We start from the raw sequence: 15775 nt of genomic DNA, 5'->3' as shown, positions 1-15775 counted from the left end.
TTAGGCGGGGGGTAGATGCGAGTCAACCGTCACAAACCGTGTCTGGACCATGGGACGAGTGCAAATGCGAACGCCCTCCCCCGCAACTGCGAGGAAGGGCGCAAAAGCCAGTGTTTTCGGCTGGCGATTCGTATGCGTGCCTTTGCCTTACGGGCAGCGCGAATCACGCAGCGGAGGGCCGTTACCGCGCGTCTGCCATGAGCCATCAGGCGCCTGATACTTCTCACCCGGCTTCGTCTGTGCGATCAAAAGGCAGCCTGACGTGAGAGCATACTCTTCGACGGTGGCTTTGTTAGCCTGCGCCTTTTCGGCATAGACGGCCTTGCGCTTGATATTGATATCTTCAACCACGGCACGCAGGGCAGGAGCCGCCGGGGTGACGAAGCCCAGATAGCCGTCCATCTTCTCCCCCACCTGACCGGCAGCACGCGCGGCGGCGTAGGCCGGATCGCGATTCTGCGCGGCCGCAGGCATGGCGATTGCGGCCAGCGCAAGGCCGGTTGCAGCCAGCGTGGCGAAACTCTTGCGCATCGAAAGTGTGGCCATGGTCATTATCCTCAAACCTGCCGGGTGCATCAGAAGATGTCCGGGTTGCTCTCGATCGTGGCGTTCGCGTCTTGTGCGAGCCGGTACACGACCTCCTGCTTGATGTTGATGTTGAGTTCGATCACGATCGGCTTGTCTGGTGCGTTCACCGAGATGCAGCCAGCCATAGCCAAAGCCCCCATCAGCGGCAGCGCGAACAGGGCGCGATGCCTGAAATGTGATCCGTTTTCCATGCGCCAGTTCGTTGCAGGGTTCGCGGATCGGGTCAATTCCGGGTTCCTCATGGCAGTGTTCCGCTTTCTGCAGGCTGAATGTTCTGTTGTTGTCCGGGCAGCACGATAACGGGAGTGCCGCCGGGGCGCACGCCATTGCCAAAGCGCTGGAGCGCGCGCCCCTGCGCATCGACGAGGCCCAGCGTGCGCGGGTCCTTGACGAAGGCCGGGTCGTACATGGCCTTGAACGACGTCATGATCTGATAAAACGGCGCGCGGATGTTCACATTGAACTGGATCGGCAGGTTCGCAACCTGTTTGGTAATGAAGTTTCTTTTTGTCCCAACGCCTTGCTTCACCCCATCGAACTTCACGTTCGTGACGATATCACCTTCAAGATCGCCGCGCATGGCAATGGCCATCGTCTTGTAATCAAGCGATTTGAGCGCATCGAACGCAAAGTTGGCCATTGCACCCATATTCTCATACGTCAGCGCGCCGACATAAGACACGTTGCCTCCCGGCGCGCGCGACAGCAGCGTACCTTCCTCAATTCGCCCCCCGTTGGCATCGAACACCAGCGGAAATTGACCATCGAAAATGCCGGTGGCTGAAAGATTGCCCAGTTCCATCTTTTCGATGAACTTGGCCGCATCGATGCCGATGACGGTCATCGTGTAGCGCCGCGCTTCAGCAATACCGAGGCGGAGGTCGGTGGGTTCCAGCACCAGCGTGCCGTTGAGGAACGGCCAGCGCGCATCATGCAGGCGCAGGACCTGGTCTGGCAGGAGCGTGAGATCGATCACGCCTTCGTTTACTTCGATGCCGGGGTTGATCGAGGCAACGGTCACCTTCTGGTGCGGCGCGCTGACCATGCCGAGCAGATCGGTGAATTCGATGCGCCCCTTCAGGCCCTTGGCCGGGCCGAAAGCGGCGGCAAGGTCCATGGTGTCGGTGCCGAAGTTGCCGGTGCTGGTGACGGTGCGCGGGTTCCAGTCGATGCGGCCGGTGCCGGTGACTTTGCCTTCAACATTGGCGACAACGCCGAGCGCGAGCCGCGTGAGCTGTGCAGGCTGGAAGCCCTTGTCGAACACCAGATTTGGCACTGAGAGGTCGGCATGGCCGGTGCCGGTGTTCAGATCGTGGCGGATCGCAGCCGAGCCGACTTCGCGCATCGTCTTTGCTTCGCGCAGCAAGGCATTGGCGGTGATGCGATTGTCGGCCAGCGTCAGCGTCGCGCCATCGCTACGCAGCTGTTCGAAGCGCGCGGGATCGAGCCGGTCGGTCAGATCAAAGCCTGCGGCGGTCAGCGAGAGCCTGCCATCGGCAAAGCGCCACTGGCCCGAGGCGTTGGCAAGATTGAGCGGTACAGCGGCAAGGCTGGCCTCCACCCCACCGAAGCGGCCGGTGAAATCCCTGCCAAGCTGTGCATCGAGATCGGCGAGGCGGAAACGCGCGGCGTTTTCGGGGGGACCGAGCGTCACGTCGACGGCTTTAGCATTCAACGTGCCGGGCCAGGCAAAGCCAACCGCGCCGGTCGTCAAAGTCACCGGGGTGTCGCCAAGGCTTCCGGTCAGGTTGAGAGCAGGGGTTCCCGCAGCAATGCGCAGGCCAGACTGGCCGTTACGCACGATGGCCGCACCGCCCGGCGGGCAGAGCGCCAGCGTGTTGCCATCAAGCGCGACGCTGCCAAGCTCCAGCCGGTCAAACCGCGCCTGAACGCAGCGCTTCCACAGTGCCAGATCACCGCGCGCGCCATAGCTGCCGTTCACAGGCAATATGAGGTTCTGCACCGAACCGCCCGGAATCGCCCCGGAAACCTGGGCGGTGCCCGAAAAGCCGAGCGAACCATCCGGCACTTGCGCGATCATCATTTCCGGGATGGCGAGCGATCCGCCTTGAGCCCGCCAAGGCGCGAGCGCGAGGCGGAACAGGGCCTGTCCGGCGCGGCCGCGCTCCATCCGTCCGGTGATGCGAGGTAGGCCCGCGCCGCCCGTCGTGATGTTGCCCGCCAGCAGCGGCGGGCCATCAGCGCTGGCGCTGGCAAGCTGGAAGCGGGAAAGGTTGAGCAAGGCCTGCCCGCTGCCGCCGGTCAACTGCGCCTGCGGCACCACGAGCGAAAGCGCATTGCCATTGCGGCGCAGCGTGACTTCGCCAGTCAGGCGGCTGCCGCGCTCTTCCGAGGTCAGGCTGGCGCGCATCTGCGCGAGCATCGGGGCCATCAGGGTGCCGCTGGCGCTGCGCTGGGCAGCATCGAGAGCGCCGAGCAGCGCGGTGCCCTGCCGCAAGCCCTCCCCCTGCAAGGTGCCGCGAAATTCTGCCCGGTTCATGCCATCGCGGGCGCGAATGGCGCCATCGATACCAAGCAGGCCAAAACGGACGCCGTTGCTGGCCACGCTGCCGGCATTGGCCTCAATCCGTCCGCTCAATGCGCCATCACGCAAGGCAAGCCGCGTGTCGAGCGCGAGAGATTCGGCGGTGACGCCGGGGAAGGCCAGCTTTTGCCCACGCACTGCTGCATTTCCGGTGACGCCTGCAAAATCCTTGTCGGCCAGCGCATCCAGCTCAGCGGTCAGCGGTCCGCTACGCACTCCGCCATCACAGGCAAGGTTTGCCAGCCGCAAAGGCCCGGTGAACGAGGGGCGCTCTTGCCGGACGCTGATTTTGCCGAACAATTGCGCGGCGCTTGCCGTGCATCCCGCCAGAGCGAAGCTAGGTGCCGTGGCGGCAAGGGTTCCGGTGAACCCGTCTTGCAGTGCACCGCGCCCTTCCATCGCAAGGCCGATCTTGCCGAAATCGGTCAGCATCAGGCCGCGTCCGTCCTGAATGGTCAGATCAAGCTTGGGCAATGCGAACGGGGCATTATCGGTTTTGGGCGCGAACAGCACTTTATCCAGCGCGCCAAAACTCAGTTTCCCGTTGAGGTATTGCCCGTAAAGCTTTGGCTGAATGAGGGTTATGTCGCCAATATAAGGCGCGCCCCAGCGATAGCGGATCAAAACCACCGCCCGTTCCACGGTCAGGTCCGGGCGCTTGGGATCGCCGACAACGAGCTTTGTCAGGACCTGCTGGCCGGGGCCGATGCTTTCGATCTCATAAGTGGCGGGCAGGCCATAAGCGGCAAGTTGGCCCACGATGATTCGGTCGGCCAGACGCTCCTTTGACAGCCACAGACCGCCGCCTGCCAAGGCGACCAAGGCAAGCGCTGAAAACCCCGCGCGTCGCCAATTTCGCGAGCGCGCAAGGGCAGGATTGACGCCTTGTTCAGCGCCGGATTCCGCCATTTCGAAACGATCTGCCATCTGCCCCCTTCTTGCGCACTCCCGCGGCTTGGGCAATGCACGGCGTGGAACGCGCCAGCACCTTTTCGGTGCCCGCGGGGGGATGCATGGCCGACCACACCCAACTCTTTCCTGAACGAGAGCCTGCAAAGGGCAAGAAAGCCTCGTTCGACGGCGGCGATCCCAGCGGCCATCGCGCGCGGCTGCGCAAGCGGTTGCTGGAAGGAGGCGACGATTCGCTGGCCGATCATGAGCTAATCGAATACCTGCTGATGGTCGCTCGCCCGCGCATCGATACCAAGCCAATCGCGCGATCACTGGTGCAGCGCTTCGGCAACCTTGCAGGGGTGCTTAATGCAGATCCCCAAGCGCTGGCGCTGCATCCCAACATGGGCGAGACAAGCGCAGCGGCGCTTTATATCGTGGGGGTGGCCGCGCGGCGTCTGGCAAAAATCACGGTGCGTGAACAGCCGGTGCTATCAAACTGGCAGGCGCTGCTGGATTATCTGCACATCGATATGGCGCATTTAAACGTGGAGCGGGTGCGTGTGCTCTATCTCAATACGCAGAACATGCTGATCCTCGATCATCTGGTGGGCGATGGCACGCTGGACGAAAGCCCCATCTACACGCGCGAGGTGGTGAAGAAAGGTTTGGACGTGGGCGCAGCAGCTATGATCCTCGTCCACAACCATCCATCAGGATCGCCGCAGCCCAGCCGCGCTGACATTCAGATCACCCACAAGATTACCGAAGCAGCGCGGCTTATGGGGATGACGGTGCACGATCACATCATCATCGGGCGCGAAGGGCATACCTCGCTGAAGGCCAAAGGGCTGATCTGATCAAATTGCCTTTTCGCCAGCCTTGCCCACAGATTCGATATCGCGGCCCAAACCCTTCACGGTGTTGCAACCACCCAGAGCGACCGAAAGCCCGAGCACGGCGATAACCAGAACTTTGCGCATCATCCAACTGCTCCAGAATACTGAACGATAGTCGCATATCGCGGCAGCGACGCGCTGGCAATTGAGGCCAAAGGCATAGGCCGGTTGCGCCAACGATGACGATCCGCCATCAAGCCTGCATTCCGGCAGAGGGCGGGCGATCATTGCAGCACAGGCGTGAAATCGAAGGGCTGCGGGCCGTGGCGGTGCTGCCAGTGGTCCTGTTTCACGCCAAGGTGCCGGGCTTTGGCGGGGGCTTTGCCGGAGTGGACGTATTCTTCGTCATCAGCGGTTACCTCATTACGCTGGCCATTCTGAGTGCTCGCCGCGATACGACCGGATTTTCGCTTATCCGTTTTTACGAGCGGCGCGCGCGGCGCCTTTTGCCCGCCTTGCTGCCGGTCTTTGCAGTAAGCCTGCTGCTGGCCTGGTTCGTCATGATTCCGGCCGATTTCCGGCAGTTTTCAGCAGCACTCGCAGCGAGTGCGGGCTTTGCGGCGAACATGCTCTTCGCCCGTCGCACCGACTATTTCGATAGCGACGAAGGCCTGATTCCGTTGCTGCATATGTGGAGTCTGTCTGCTGAGGAGCAGTTCTACCTGCTCTATCCACTGTTGCTGCTGGGCTTACTGGCTCTGCAGCATAAAACGCGGTGGAAGCCGGTTTTGCTGGCGGGCCTCGCAACTCTTGCCCTCGGTTCTTTGATGCTGGCGCTGTGGCTGCTTCCGATAAACCAACCGCTTGCCTTTTTCTCTTTGCCAACGCGGGCATGGGAATTGCTGACAGGTGCGCTGTGCGCCGCTTTGCCAGCGCCGCGAAGGGCATCGGGTATAGCGGGCCTTACCGGCGTTGCGCTGATTGTCACTGGCTTTGCGTTTGCCGTGCCGCAATCGACGCCGGGATGGGCCTTGTTGCTGCCAGTGTGCGGGGCCGCGCTAATCCTGCGTTACGGCAGCGGCAAGTGCCTTGCCGGAAAAATGCTTTCGTTCAGGCCTTTGACGGCAATCGGCCTGGCATCGTATGGCATCTATCTGTGGCATAATCCTCTGCTGGCAACGGCTGACTACATCTGGTTTGGCGAGCCGCCTTGGTGGATGACGGCAACGGCAATCGCGCTTTCGTTGTTGCTGGGCTTTGCATCGCTGGCTTGGATTGAACAGCCCGTGCGCTCCGGCAAAGTCCTGCAAAGCAGATGGATGCTTACCGTGTTCTGCGCTTCTGGCCTTGCGATCACGATTGGCCTTGGCCTTTCCGGGCACCTGCGATGGCTGACGCCGCGCAGCTATGCCGCAAGTGTGACCTTGGCCAACGAGACGCCGCCGGGCCGCGATGAAGGTGTTGCGATCCCTGCCGGGTCTGCGCCGATCGATCTTGTCGTTTATGGCGATAGTCATGGCTGGCAATATTTTCCGGCCCTGAAGGAGCGGTTCGGGAATAGCGCGGCATTGACCGTGCCGGGCTGCCTTTCACTTCCCAATGCCATCAGCCGCGATGATTCGTCCCCCGATACCGAAGCCTGCGCGCGGCTGCCGCAAGACTTGGAGTCATTGGCAAGGGACCGCAGGGTTGGAACAGTCGTCTGGGCGCAACGTTGGGACCGGGAACTGTTCGAGCGCGGATCTTTGCGCAAGGCAGGACAAAGTTCGGGCACAGGGTGGGCAGCGCTACGCGAGGGTATCCGGCAAGTGCGGGCAAGCCTTCCTGCTTCAACCAGGTTGGTTCTTGTCGGCAATGTGCCGACGGCGCTGGCCGCAGGTTCGCAAATGGATGGCGGCTATCTGCGCTGCCTTGCCTATATGAATGTCATTTGCCCCACGTCCTTCGACCGCCACATGGCCGAAGGGCATCGCATCAATCCGCTGCTAAAGGATCTGGCCCAACAGCTTCCCAAGACGACGTACTACGATCCTGAAGAGGTCCTGTGCGATGCGCAAGGTTGCGCGCTGGTGCGGCAAGGTCGGTCTTTCTACAGCGATTGGTCGCATCTTACCAGGTTCGCCGCCAACCGCGTGGTGGGCCGGATAGCTCCCGTGATCGAAGCGCGAATGGCAGAACCTGCTGACAAACCTCACGCAGGCCGCTGATACGCACCCTCTTGCTATCCTGCGCCCCCTTCCCTAGCGGCGCGGGCACGAACTTTGCGTTTGCCCCGAGCACTACGATACTGGAGTCGAACATGGTCCCCCGCTACGCCCGCCCCGCCATGACCGCGATCTGGGAGCCGGAAGCCCGCTATCGCATCTGGTTCGAAATCGAGGCGCATGCGACCGAGAAATTGGGCGAACTGGGCGTAGTGCCGCCAAGCGGGGCCAAGGCGCTGTGGGACTGGTGGGCAACCAACCCGGTGATCGATGTGGCCGCGATTGATGCTATCGAAGCGGTGACCAAGCATGATGTGATCGCGTTCCTTGATTGGGTGGCGCAGCAGGTCGGCCCGGAGGCGCGATTCATGCATCAGGGCATGACCAGCTCCGACGTGCTCGACACCACTCTCAGCGTGCAGTTGGCTCGGGCTTCAGACCTGCTGATTGCCGACATCGACGCGCTTCTGGAAGCGATCAAGCGCCGCGCGTTTGAACACAAATATACCCCAACCATCGGCCGCAGCCACGGCATTCATGCTGAGCCAACTACATTCGGCAAGAAGCTGGCCGAAGCCTATGCCGAATTCACCCGCTGCCGGGCGCGCCTTGTCGCGGCGCGCGCAGAAGTGGCCACTTGCGCGATTTCCGGCGCGGTGGGCACTTTTGCCAATATCGATCCGTCGGTTGAGGAATACGTGGCCGACAAGATGGGCCTCGCGGTAGAGCCGGTATCCACGCAGGTGATCCCGCGTGACCGGCACGCGATGTATTTTGCCACGCTGGGCGTGATCGCCAGCAGCATCGAGCGGCTTGCAGTGGAAGTGCGCCATCTGCAACGCACCGAAGTGCTGGAGGCCGAGGAATACTTCTCACCGGGCCAGAAGGGTTCGTCGGCCATGCCGCACAAGCGCAATCCGGTGCTGACCGAGAACCTGACCGGCCTTGCGCGGATGGTACGGTCTGCCGTCACGCCTGCGTTGGAAAACGTGGCGCTGTGGCATGAGCGCGATATATCACACTCGTCGGTCGAGCGCTTTATTGGGCCAGATGCCACGATCACGCTGGATTTTGCCCTCGCCCGCCTCACTTCGGTGATCGACAAGCTGCTGGTCTATCCTGAGCGGATGCAGAAGAACCTCGATAAGATGGGAGGCCTTGTCCACTCGCAGCGGGTGCTGCTGGCGCTGACGCAGGCGGGGCTGGAACGCGATGCCTCGTACCGCTTGGTGCAGCGCAACGCGATGAAGGTGTGGGAATCAGACGGGCAGCTTTCGCTGATGGAACTGCTGAAAGCCGATCCTGAGGTGACCGCTGTGCTGAGCGCAGAGCAGATCGAGGACAAGTTCAACCTCGATTACCACTTCAAAGCCATCGACACGATCTTTGCACGGGTGTTTGGCGAGGCTTGAAGGCGAGTACGATCACTACATAGTTGCTACATAGTTGCGTCCCCGCGCAGGCGGGGACCTCGGGCAGCTAACGCAACCGTCCCGTAACAACCCTGAGGCCCCCGCCTTCGCGGGGGCGCATTCCACGCAAGGCGGTGAAGCAGCCCATAGGTCCGAGGGTCTGGCCAATTGCGCCAAGCTGCCTTAAGCACACGTCAGGACGGGCTGCTCACGGAGCGAAAGGCATGGCAATGCTGCGCACGATATTCTGGGTTCTCGTCGTGGCCGTGCTGGCCGCGTTTACGGTGGCCAACTGGCAGCCGGTGGAAGTGCGGATCTGGGATGGCTTGCTGCTGGAAACCCGGCTGCCCGCGCTGGTGATTGCCGCATTCCTGTTGGGTTTGGTGCCCACCTGGCTGCTGTATCGCGCTACGCGCTGGCGCATGAGCCGGCGCATCACCACGCTGGAAACGCAATTGAACGTAAAGGCCGCGCCATCGCTGACATCAACCAGCCTGGATGCGGCATCCCCTGAAACCACGAAGAGCGAAACCCTGTGAGCAATCCGATCTACCTTGCCCTCGATCTGCCCCGGCTCGACGCCGCGCTTGCCCTTGCCCACAAGGTGAAGGGGCATGTTGGCGGGCTGAAACTGGGGCTGGAATTCTTTTGCGCGCATGGCCATCATGGCGTGCACGAAGTGGCCAAAGTGGGCCTGCCGATCTTCCTCGATCTGAAACTGCACGATATTCCTAACACCGTGGCAGGCGCGATGCAGTCTATCCACGTGCTGGAACCTGCCATCGTTACGGTCCACGCCAGCGGCGGTCGCGCGATGATGGAAGATGCCAAGGCAGCGGCGGGCGAGCATTGCAAGGTTGTGGCAGTAACCGTGCTGACCAGCCTTGACGACGGCGACATGGCTACCGTGGGCATCAGCGGATCGGCTCACGATCAGGCGCTGCGTCTTGCCGATCTGGCGCAGGAAGCCGGGCTGGACGGCATCGTGTGTTCAGGGCACGAAGTGGGTGAAATTCACAAGCGCTGGAAGAACGGCTTTTTCGTGGTGCCGGGCCTGCGCCCTGCTGATGGCAAGCTGGGTGACCAGAAGCGTTCGGTCACCCCGCGCGCCGCGCGCGATGCCGGGGCCAGTGTACTGGTGATCGGCCGCCCGATCAGCCGCGCCGATGATCCCGTTGCAGCCGCCCGCGCGATTGAAGGTACGCTATAAGCCGATGATTCGCTTTACCCTTGCCAAAGCCCATGATGTGCAGCGCCTGCGCGCGCTGGTGGAAAAGGCCTATCGCGGCGAAACGGCCAAGCTGGGCTGGACGCATGAAGCGGACCTGCTGGACGATGAACGCACTAGCGAGGCCGAACTGGCCGAAACAATCGCCGATAAAGCCGCGCGCGTGCTGCTGGCTGAAGTCGAGGGCAAGCTGGCCGGTACGGTGACTATTCGCGATCTTGGTCGCGATCTGGGCAGTTCACGCGCCTATCTTGGCATGCTCTGTGTTGACCCTGATCTGCAGACCGAAGGCCTTGGCCGCGCGCTGCTGGCCGATGCCGAAGATATGGCGGCAGAAGAGTTCGGGGCCGAAATCATGGAAATGACGGTGATCGATGCGCGCACCGAATTGATCGCATGGTACGAACGGCGCGGCTATGTCCGCAGTGCCGAAACGCGGCCCTTCCCTTATGGAGACGCCGATCGTTTCCGCATGGTGGTGCTGGAACGAAGCCTGCGCTGAACGGTTCATCGCTGCGTAACGTCGCTGCGCCCACTTGGGCAGCAATGACATTTACCGGAGATACCCCACCATGAAGCGCAAGTTCCTTTTCGCCGTCGCCCTTGCGGCGCTCACTCCCTTTGCAGCACAGGCGCAAGTCATGTCTTCAGGTCCGGTTGTAAGCGCAGGCAATACGCTGCTGAACATTGCGGCTGAGGGCAAATCCGTGCGCACGCCCGATCTTGCGGTGTTTACCGCAGGCGTGACCACGCAGGGCAAGACCGCTGGTGAAGCGCTGACCGAGAACGCCCAGCGCATGACGGCCGTGATCGCCTCGCTGCGCAAGAACGGAATCGCCGAGCGCGACATCCAGACGAGCAATCTTTCAGTCAACCCCGTCTACGGCCAGCCCAAGCGCCTGCCCGACGGATCGATGGAGGAGCGTGAGCCGGTGATCGTGGGCTATCAAGCCAGCAATCAGGTGACCGTGCGCCAGCGCAAGCTGGACCAGTATGGCAAGGTGATCGACACACTGGTGGCAGCAGGCGCGAATCAGGTGAACGGCCCAAGCTTCCAGATCGACACGCCCGATGGTGCGATGGACGAAGCGCGCCTGGCCGCGATGAAGACGGCGCGCGCGCGTGCAGATCTCTATGCCAAGGCCGCGGGCCTGCGCGTTGTGCGCGTGCTGTCGATCACCGAAAATGCCGGTTGGGCACCTCCGCAGCCGCAGGTCATGTTCGCCAGGGCCGACATGGCATCGGCACCAAAGTCTTCTCCGGTGGCCGCAGGCGAGCTGGAAATGACGGTGACGGTCAACGTCAGCTACGAACTGGCACAGTAAGGCCGAATTGACAGGGGCGGCGCGTGTCTCCTAACGCGCCGCTCATGTTTGGACCGGATATCAAGATTTGCGGGGTCACCACCCGCGAAGCGCTCGACGCCACGATCCGTGCGCAGGCGAGCCATGTCGGGTTCAATTTCTTCCCGCCATCCCCGCGCTTTCTGAAATTCGCCGATGCACCCGCGCTGGCAGCACAAGCCGCCGGACGCGTGATGCGCGTGGGCGTGTTCGTGGATGCCGATGACAGCTTCATCGCCGATGCAGTGGCTGCGGCAAGTCTCGATGCGATCCAATTGCATGGCAAGGAAGACCCGGCCCGTGCAGCGGCCTTGCGCGCGCGGTTTGGAAAACCCGTCTGGAAGGTCATCTCGGTGGCAGGGCCAGGCGATGTGGCCAAGGCAGCGGCCTATACCGGTGTCGCCGATTTCATCCTGTTCGATGCCAAGACGCCCAAGGGCGCTGCGCTTCCCGGCGGGCTGGGACTGGCGTTCGACTGGGACCTGCTGAAGGCTTACAAGGGTCCGCTGCCATGGGGCCTTGCGGGCGGACTTGCCCCGGCCAATGTCGCAGACGCCGTTCGTGGAACCGGCACTTCGATGGTCGATGTATCTTCGGGCGTGGAAAGCGCTCCGGGCGTGAAGGACGAGACGCGCATCCGCACCTTCTGCTTCAACGCGCGCAACGTCTGATCCACAAAGAAAACGGGCGGCCTCAAAAGAGACCGCCCGCCGGCATTCATGATCACATGCGCAACGCGCGAGGGATCAGAACTTCACGCCAACGCCGACAGCAACGGCATCGACATCATCGGTGCTGTCCTGAACGAAGAAGTGGCGATATTCGACCTTGCCGTAGAACTTGCCGAACGAGTGCTGATAACCAGCACCGGCCGTCCACGTGCCATCGCACAGGTCGCAGAATTCGGTGTTGTAACCGCCAACGGCATAGAGCTTGCCCGCGTCGGCAATCTTGGCACCAAGACGACCGTTGAAGCCGAACGAGACCTTGGTGTTATCGGTCAGCAGCTTGTCAGCCGTGACTTCAGCGCCGACAAATGCGGTTTCGCCGAGGTCATAATCGTAACCTGCAGCAACGCCTGCAATGGCTTCGCTTTCACCAGCGCTCCACGCCACGCCACCGCGTGCTTCGACGCGGGCTTCATTGGCAAAAGCGGGAGTGGCCGCAACAAGCGAGGCGGCAAGAGAGATGAGAACCAGACGCATATTTTGTACTCCTGACATTTTTGGCCCCTTCGTTTTGAAGGTGGCGATCGGTCAGATAGTTTTTGATCAAATCCTTGCCAATATAGAAAACCGTAATTGGCATAAATCAATGACAAATTGTGACATAGCTGCAACATTACATCAGATTTTACCAAATTGAGTACTTGAATTTTATTTACCCATTATTAACGCAAAGAAGGCGACCCCTTGCGGAGCCGCCTTCACGATGTGGCACTTCGGCGTTAGACTGCTTCATCTTGCCGCAAGATGAACGTCTCATGCAGGTTCTCGCAATGCAGCATGAAATGCGGGTGGCGGCCCTGCCCCAAAGGGCCTGACAATGCGAATGGGGCACTGCAAATCTGGACTTTCCTGCGTGGCTCTGCCAAGCGACGTGGCATGAACGCCCCTGCCCCAAACAGCTTCCGCACCCTCCCCGATGACCGTGGCCACTTCGGCCAGTTCGGTGGGCGCTATGTTGCCGAAACGCTGATGCCGCTGATCCTCGATCTGGAAAGAGAATACCGCAAGGCCCAGGCCGATCCGGCATTTCAGGCCGAGTTCGACGATCTGCTGGAGCACTATGTTGGCCGCCCCAGCCCGCTCTATTTCGCGCCCCGCATCACTGAAGAGCTGGGCGGCGCACAGATCTGGTTCAAGCGTGACGAACTGAACCATACCGGCGCGCACAAGATCAACAACTGCATCGGGCAGATCCTGCTCGCCATGCGCATGGGCAAGACGCGGATCATCGCCGAGACGGGCGCTGGCCAGCACGGCGTGGCCACCGCCACCGTCTGCGCGCGCTTTGGCCTGCCCTGCGTGATCTTCATGGGCGCAACCGACGTGGCGCGTCAGGCGCCCAACGTGTTCCGCATGAAGCTGCTCGGTGCTGAAGTCGTTCCGGTAACCGCAGGTGCGGGCACGCTGAAAGACGCGATGAACGAGGCGCTGCGCGATTGGGTGGCGAACGTGCACAACACGTTCTACATCATCGGCACCGCCGCCGGGCCGCACCCCTATCCCGAAATGGTCCGCGATTTCCAGAGCGTGATCGGCAAGGAAGCGCGCGTCCAGATGATGGACCGCACTGGCCGCCTGCCCGATGTGCTGGTTGCAGCCATCGGTGGCGGATCGAACGCCATCGGGCTGTTCCACCCGTTCCTTGATGACCCAAGCGTGAAGATGCTCGGCGTCGAAGCGGCGGGCCATGGACTGGACAAGGAACACGCCGCATCGCTCGCAGGCGGACGCCCCGGCATTCTCCACGGCAACAAGACCTACCTCTTGCAGGACGAGGACGGCCAGATCACCGAAGGCCACTCGATCAGCGCTGGCCTCGACTATCCCGGCATCGGGCCTGAGCATTCTTGGCTCAAGGAAATCGGCCGCGTCGATTATACCTCGGTGACGGACAAGGAAGCATTGGACGCGTTCCAGCTGCTCTGCCGCACCGAAGGCATCATCCCCGCGCTGGAACCCGCCCATGCGATTGCTGCGGTCCAAAAGCTCGCGCCGACGATGGGCAAGGACCAGATCATCCTCGCCAACCTGTGCGGACGCGGCGATAAGGATATCTTCTCGGTTGCGGAGCATCTGGGGGTTTCGTTGTGATGGGCTCAAAGATAATGAACCAAAACGCTGCCCAAAAAGGCCTCATGTTTGGCTTTAGCGTAGTTTTCCTTTTGCTTTGGATGGTTCTTGATCGCTCGGAACGAACTTGGCCTATTGTACCGATCACTTTGCTTGCCATCGCGGTTGCGTGGTGGCTGGGTGACCGGCTGATCTGGAAGCGACGCAAATGACCCGCCTTTCAAACGCCTTTGCCAAGGGCCGCCCTGCCCTCGTCACGTTCGTCACCGGCGGTGACCCGACACCCGACGCCACGGCATCCATCCTCGACGCGCTCGTCGAAGGTGGCGCTGACGTGATCGAACTGGGCATGCCTTTCACCGATCCGATGGCCGATGGCCCGGCGATCCAGTTGGCCAACTTGCGCAGCCTTGGCGCGGGCACAACCACCGCCGCCATCTTCCGCATCGCCACCGCATTCCGCGCGCGCCACCCGGAGGTGCCGCTGGTGCTGATGGGCTATGCGAACCCGATGACTATTCGCGGGGCCGACTGGTTCGCCGCCGAATGCGTGAAAGCGGGCGTCGATGGCGTGATCTGCGTGGACATTCCGCCTGAGGAAGACCCCGAGCTTGGCCCTGCCCTGCGCGGCGCGGGCGTTTCGCTGATCCGCCTAGCCACGCCGACCACCGACCATGCGCGGCTTCCCGCCGTGCTCGATGGCTCTTCGGGCTTTCTCTATTACGTCTCGGTCGCTGGCATCACGGGCATGCAACAGGCGGCACAGACCAGCATTGACGAGGCTGTTGCCCGTATCAAGGCCTCGGCCACGATCCCGGTCGCCGTCGGCTTTGGCGTGCGTACGCCCGAACAGGCCGCTGCCATCGCCAAGGTCGCGGACGGCGTCGTCGTCGGCTCGGCGCTGGTCGATCTCGTCGCCAAACATGGCGCAGATGCTGCAGGTCCGGTCAGGGAACTCACCGCCGCGCTGGCCGCTGCCGTCCACTCTGCCCGGAAGGAACTCGCATGAGTTGGCTCAACAAAGTCCGCAACGCCCTCCCCTTCACGCCGAAGCGGGACACGCCGGACAACCTTTGGATCAAGTGCCCTTCGTGCAGCGAAATGCTGTTCACCAAGGACTATGAGGACAACCTTTCGGTCTGCCCGCATTGCGACCACCATGGCCGCATCGGCGCAGACGCGCGGCTCGACCAGCTGCTGGACGCTGGCTACGAACTGCTGCACGCGCCGAAGGTGAAGGAAGATCCACTCAAGTTCCGCGACAGCAAGAAGTACGTCGACCGCCTGCGCGCCGCCCGCGCCGCCAATCCCCACGCTGATGCACTGACCAACGCTTTCGGCAAGATCGAGGGCCAGAAGGCTGTCGTCGGCGTGCAGGAATTTGCGTTCATGGGCGGATCGATGGGCATGGCCGTAGGCAATGCTTTCGTGGCTGGATGCGAACGCGCAGTGCGGGAAAAGTGCCCCTACATCGCCATTACCGCTGCAGGCGGCGCGCGCATGCAGGAGGGCATCCTCAGCCTGATGCAGATGCCGCGTTCGACCGTAGCGATTTCGCGCCTGCGCGCTGCGGGCCTGCCCTATATTGTGGTGTTGACCGATCCCACCACCGGCGGAGTCACCGCCAGCTACGCCATGCTGGGCGATGTGCAGATTGCCGAACCCGGCGCACTGATCGGCTTTGCCGGACAGCGGGTGATTCAGGACACGATCCGCGAAAAGCTGCCCGAAGGTTTCCAGCGCGCAGAATACCTCCATGCCCACGGCATGGTCGATATGGTAACGCATCGGCGCGATCTGAAGGTCACGCTGGCGCAGTTGATCGACTATCTGATGGCGGGCAAGGCGGCGGCGTGAGCATTCTCCCCTCCCGCGTGCGGGAGGGGTCGGGGGTGGGCTGTTCCAACACCTGCGCCTGCCTCTGCCC

The 15775-nt window shown here is 62.0% G+C and carries 16 protein-coding genes; 11 read left to right on the top strand and 5 right to left on the bottom strand.

Features of this window, described 5'->3' with window-relative positions; translation table 11 throughout:
- Positions 1 to 147 precede the first annotated feature (147 nt).
- The 3 genes from AC2A1F_RS12675 to AC2A1F_RS12665 are packed head-to-tail and all read right to left on the bottom strand — an operon-like array spanning position 148 to position 4060.
- Positions 148 to 546, bottom strand: coding sequence for a YdbL family probable chaperone protein (locus AC2A1F_RS12675; RefSeq protein ID WP_484209143.1), 399 nt, complete (start codon positions 544 to 546; stop codon positions 148 to 150).
- A 29-nt stretch (positions 547 to 575) separates the two neighbouring features.
- The gene (locus AC2A1F_RS12670; RefSeq protein ID WP_484209142.1) at positions 576 to 830 is read right to left on the bottom strand and encodes a YnbE family lipoprotein; all 255 of its coding nucleotides are present in this window, start codon (positions 828 to 830) and stop codon (positions 576 to 578) included.
- Positions 827 to 4060: an intermembrane phospholipid transport YdbH family protein gene (locus AC2A1F_RS12665; protein WP_484209141.1), complete on the bottom strand. Its 3234-nt coding sequence runs from the start codon at positions 4058 to 4060 to the stop codon at positions 827 to 829. The genes AC2A1F_RS12670 and AC2A1F_RS12665 overlap by 4 nt, the downstream gene beginning before the upstream one ends.
- A gap of 86 nt (positions 4061 to 4146) precedes the next feature.
- Here AC2A1F_RS12665 and radC point away from each other — a divergent pair, with 86 nt between their 5' ends.
- On the top strand, positions 4147 to 4884 hold the full coding sequence (radC, locus tag AC2A1F_RS12660) for a RadC family protein (RefSeq protein ID WP_484209140.1): 738 nt from the start codon (positions 4147 to 4149) through the stop codon (positions 4882 to 4884).
- Here the strand turns inward: radC and AC2A1F_RS12655 are convergent, their stop codons facing one another.
- A complete protein-coding gene (locus AC2A1F_RS12655) occupies positions 4885 to 5007 on the bottom strand; it encodes an entericidin A/B family lipoprotein (protein ID WP_484209589.1) in 123 nt (40 codons plus the stop codon).
- Positions 5008 to 5102: 95 nt separating this feature from the next.
- Here AC2A1F_RS12655 and AC2A1F_RS12650 point away from each other — a divergent pair, with 95 nt between their 5' ends.
- The 7 genes from AC2A1F_RS12650 to AC2A1F_RS12620 all read left to right on the top strand — a co-directional run bounded on the left by AC2A1F_RS12650 (position 5103) and on the right by AC2A1F_RS12620 (position 11721).
- Positions 5103 to 7070: an acyltransferase family protein gene (locus AC2A1F_RS12650; protein WP_484209139.1), complete on the top strand. Its 1968-nt coding sequence runs from the start codon at positions 5103 to 5105 to the stop codon at positions 7068 to 7070.
- A 92-nt stretch (positions 7071 to 7162) separates the two neighbouring features.
- Positions 7163 to 8479 carry an adenylosuccinate lyase gene (gene purB / locus AC2A1F_RS12645; protein WP_484209138.1) on the top strand — a complete coding sequence of 439 codons (1317 nt, stop codon included), beginning with the start codon at positions 7163 to 7165 and terminating at the stop codon, positions 8477 to 8479.
- Positions 8480 to 8703: 224 nt separating this feature from the next.
- Positions 8704 to 9018, top strand: a complete 315-nt coding sequence (locus tag AC2A1F_RS12640) for a LapA family protein (RefSeq protein ID WP_484209137.1) — start codon at positions 8704 to 8706, stop codon at positions 9016 to 9018.
- Entirely contained in the window at positions 9015 to 9689 is a 675-nt protein-coding gene (pyrF, locus tag AC2A1F_RS12635; RefSeq protein WP_484209136.1) for an orotidine-5'-phosphate decarboxylase, read from the top strand. The genes AC2A1F_RS12640 and pyrF overlap by 4 nt, the downstream gene beginning before the upstream one ends.
- 4 nt (positions 9690 to 9693) lie before the next feature.
- Positions 9694 to 10209 carry a GNAT family N-acetyltransferase gene (locus tag AC2A1F_RS12630; RefSeq protein ID WP_484209135.1) on the top strand — a complete coding sequence of 172 codons (516 nt, stop codon included), beginning with the start codon at positions 9694 to 9696 and terminating at the stop codon, positions 10207 to 10209.
- Positions 10210 to 10279: 70 nt separating this feature from the next.
- Positions 10280 to 11032 carry an SIMPL domain-containing protein gene (locus tag AC2A1F_RS12625; protein WP_484209134.1) on the top strand — a complete coding sequence of 251 codons (753 nt, stop codon included), beginning with the start codon at positions 10280 to 10282 and terminating at the stop codon, positions 11030 to 11032.
- A gap of 44 nt (positions 11033 to 11076) precedes the next feature.
- Complete coding sequence (locus tag AC2A1F_RS12620; RefSeq protein ID WP_484209133.1) at positions 11077 to 11721, top strand: phosphoribosylanthranilate isomerase; 645 nt, start codon at positions 11077 to 11079, stop codon at positions 11719 to 11721.
- 75 nt (positions 11722 to 11796) lie between these two features.
- On the opposite strand, the gene AC2A1F_RS12615 is transcribed toward AC2A1F_RS12620, so the two are convergent.
- Positions 11797 to 12255 (bottom strand): hypothetical protein, encoded by a 459-nt coding sequence (locus tag AC2A1F_RS12615; protein WP_484209132.1) that lies wholly within the window; start codon positions 12253 to 12255, stop codon positions 11797 to 11799.
- Between the two features lie 399 nt (positions 12256 to 12654).
- On the opposite strand from AC2A1F_RS12615, the gene trpB reads away from it, so the two are divergent.
- The 3 genes from trpB (at position 12655) to accD (ending at position 15705) form a co-directional block, all read left to right on the top strand.
- Positions 12655 to 13869, top strand: coding sequence for a tryptophan synthase subunit beta (gene trpB / locus AC2A1F_RS12610; RefSeq protein ID WP_484209131.1), 1215 nt, complete (start codon positions 12655 to 12657; stop codon positions 13867 to 13869).
- Positions 13870 to 14056: 187 nt separating this feature from the next.
- Complete coding sequence (gene trpA / locus AC2A1F_RS12605; protein WP_484209130.1) at positions 14057 to 14857, top strand: tryptophan synthase subunit alpha; 801 nt, start codon at positions 14057 to 14059, stop codon at positions 14855 to 14857.
- The gene (gene accD, locus AC2A1F_RS12600; protein WP_484209129.1) at positions 14854 to 15705 is read left to right on the top strand and encodes an acetyl-CoA carboxylase, carboxyltransferase subunit beta; all 852 of its coding nucleotides are present in this window, start codon (positions 14854 to 14856) and stop codon (positions 15703 to 15705) included. The genes trpA and accD overlap by 4 nt, the downstream gene beginning before the upstream one ends.
- Positions 15706 to 15775 lie beyond the last annotated feature (70 nt).

It is taken from the genome of Novosphingobium sp. HNCC26BN242, assembly GCF_057180525.1.
The sequence above is the reverse complement of the archived record's forward strand: the minus strand, read 5'-3'. Positions and strand labels throughout refer to the sequence as shown.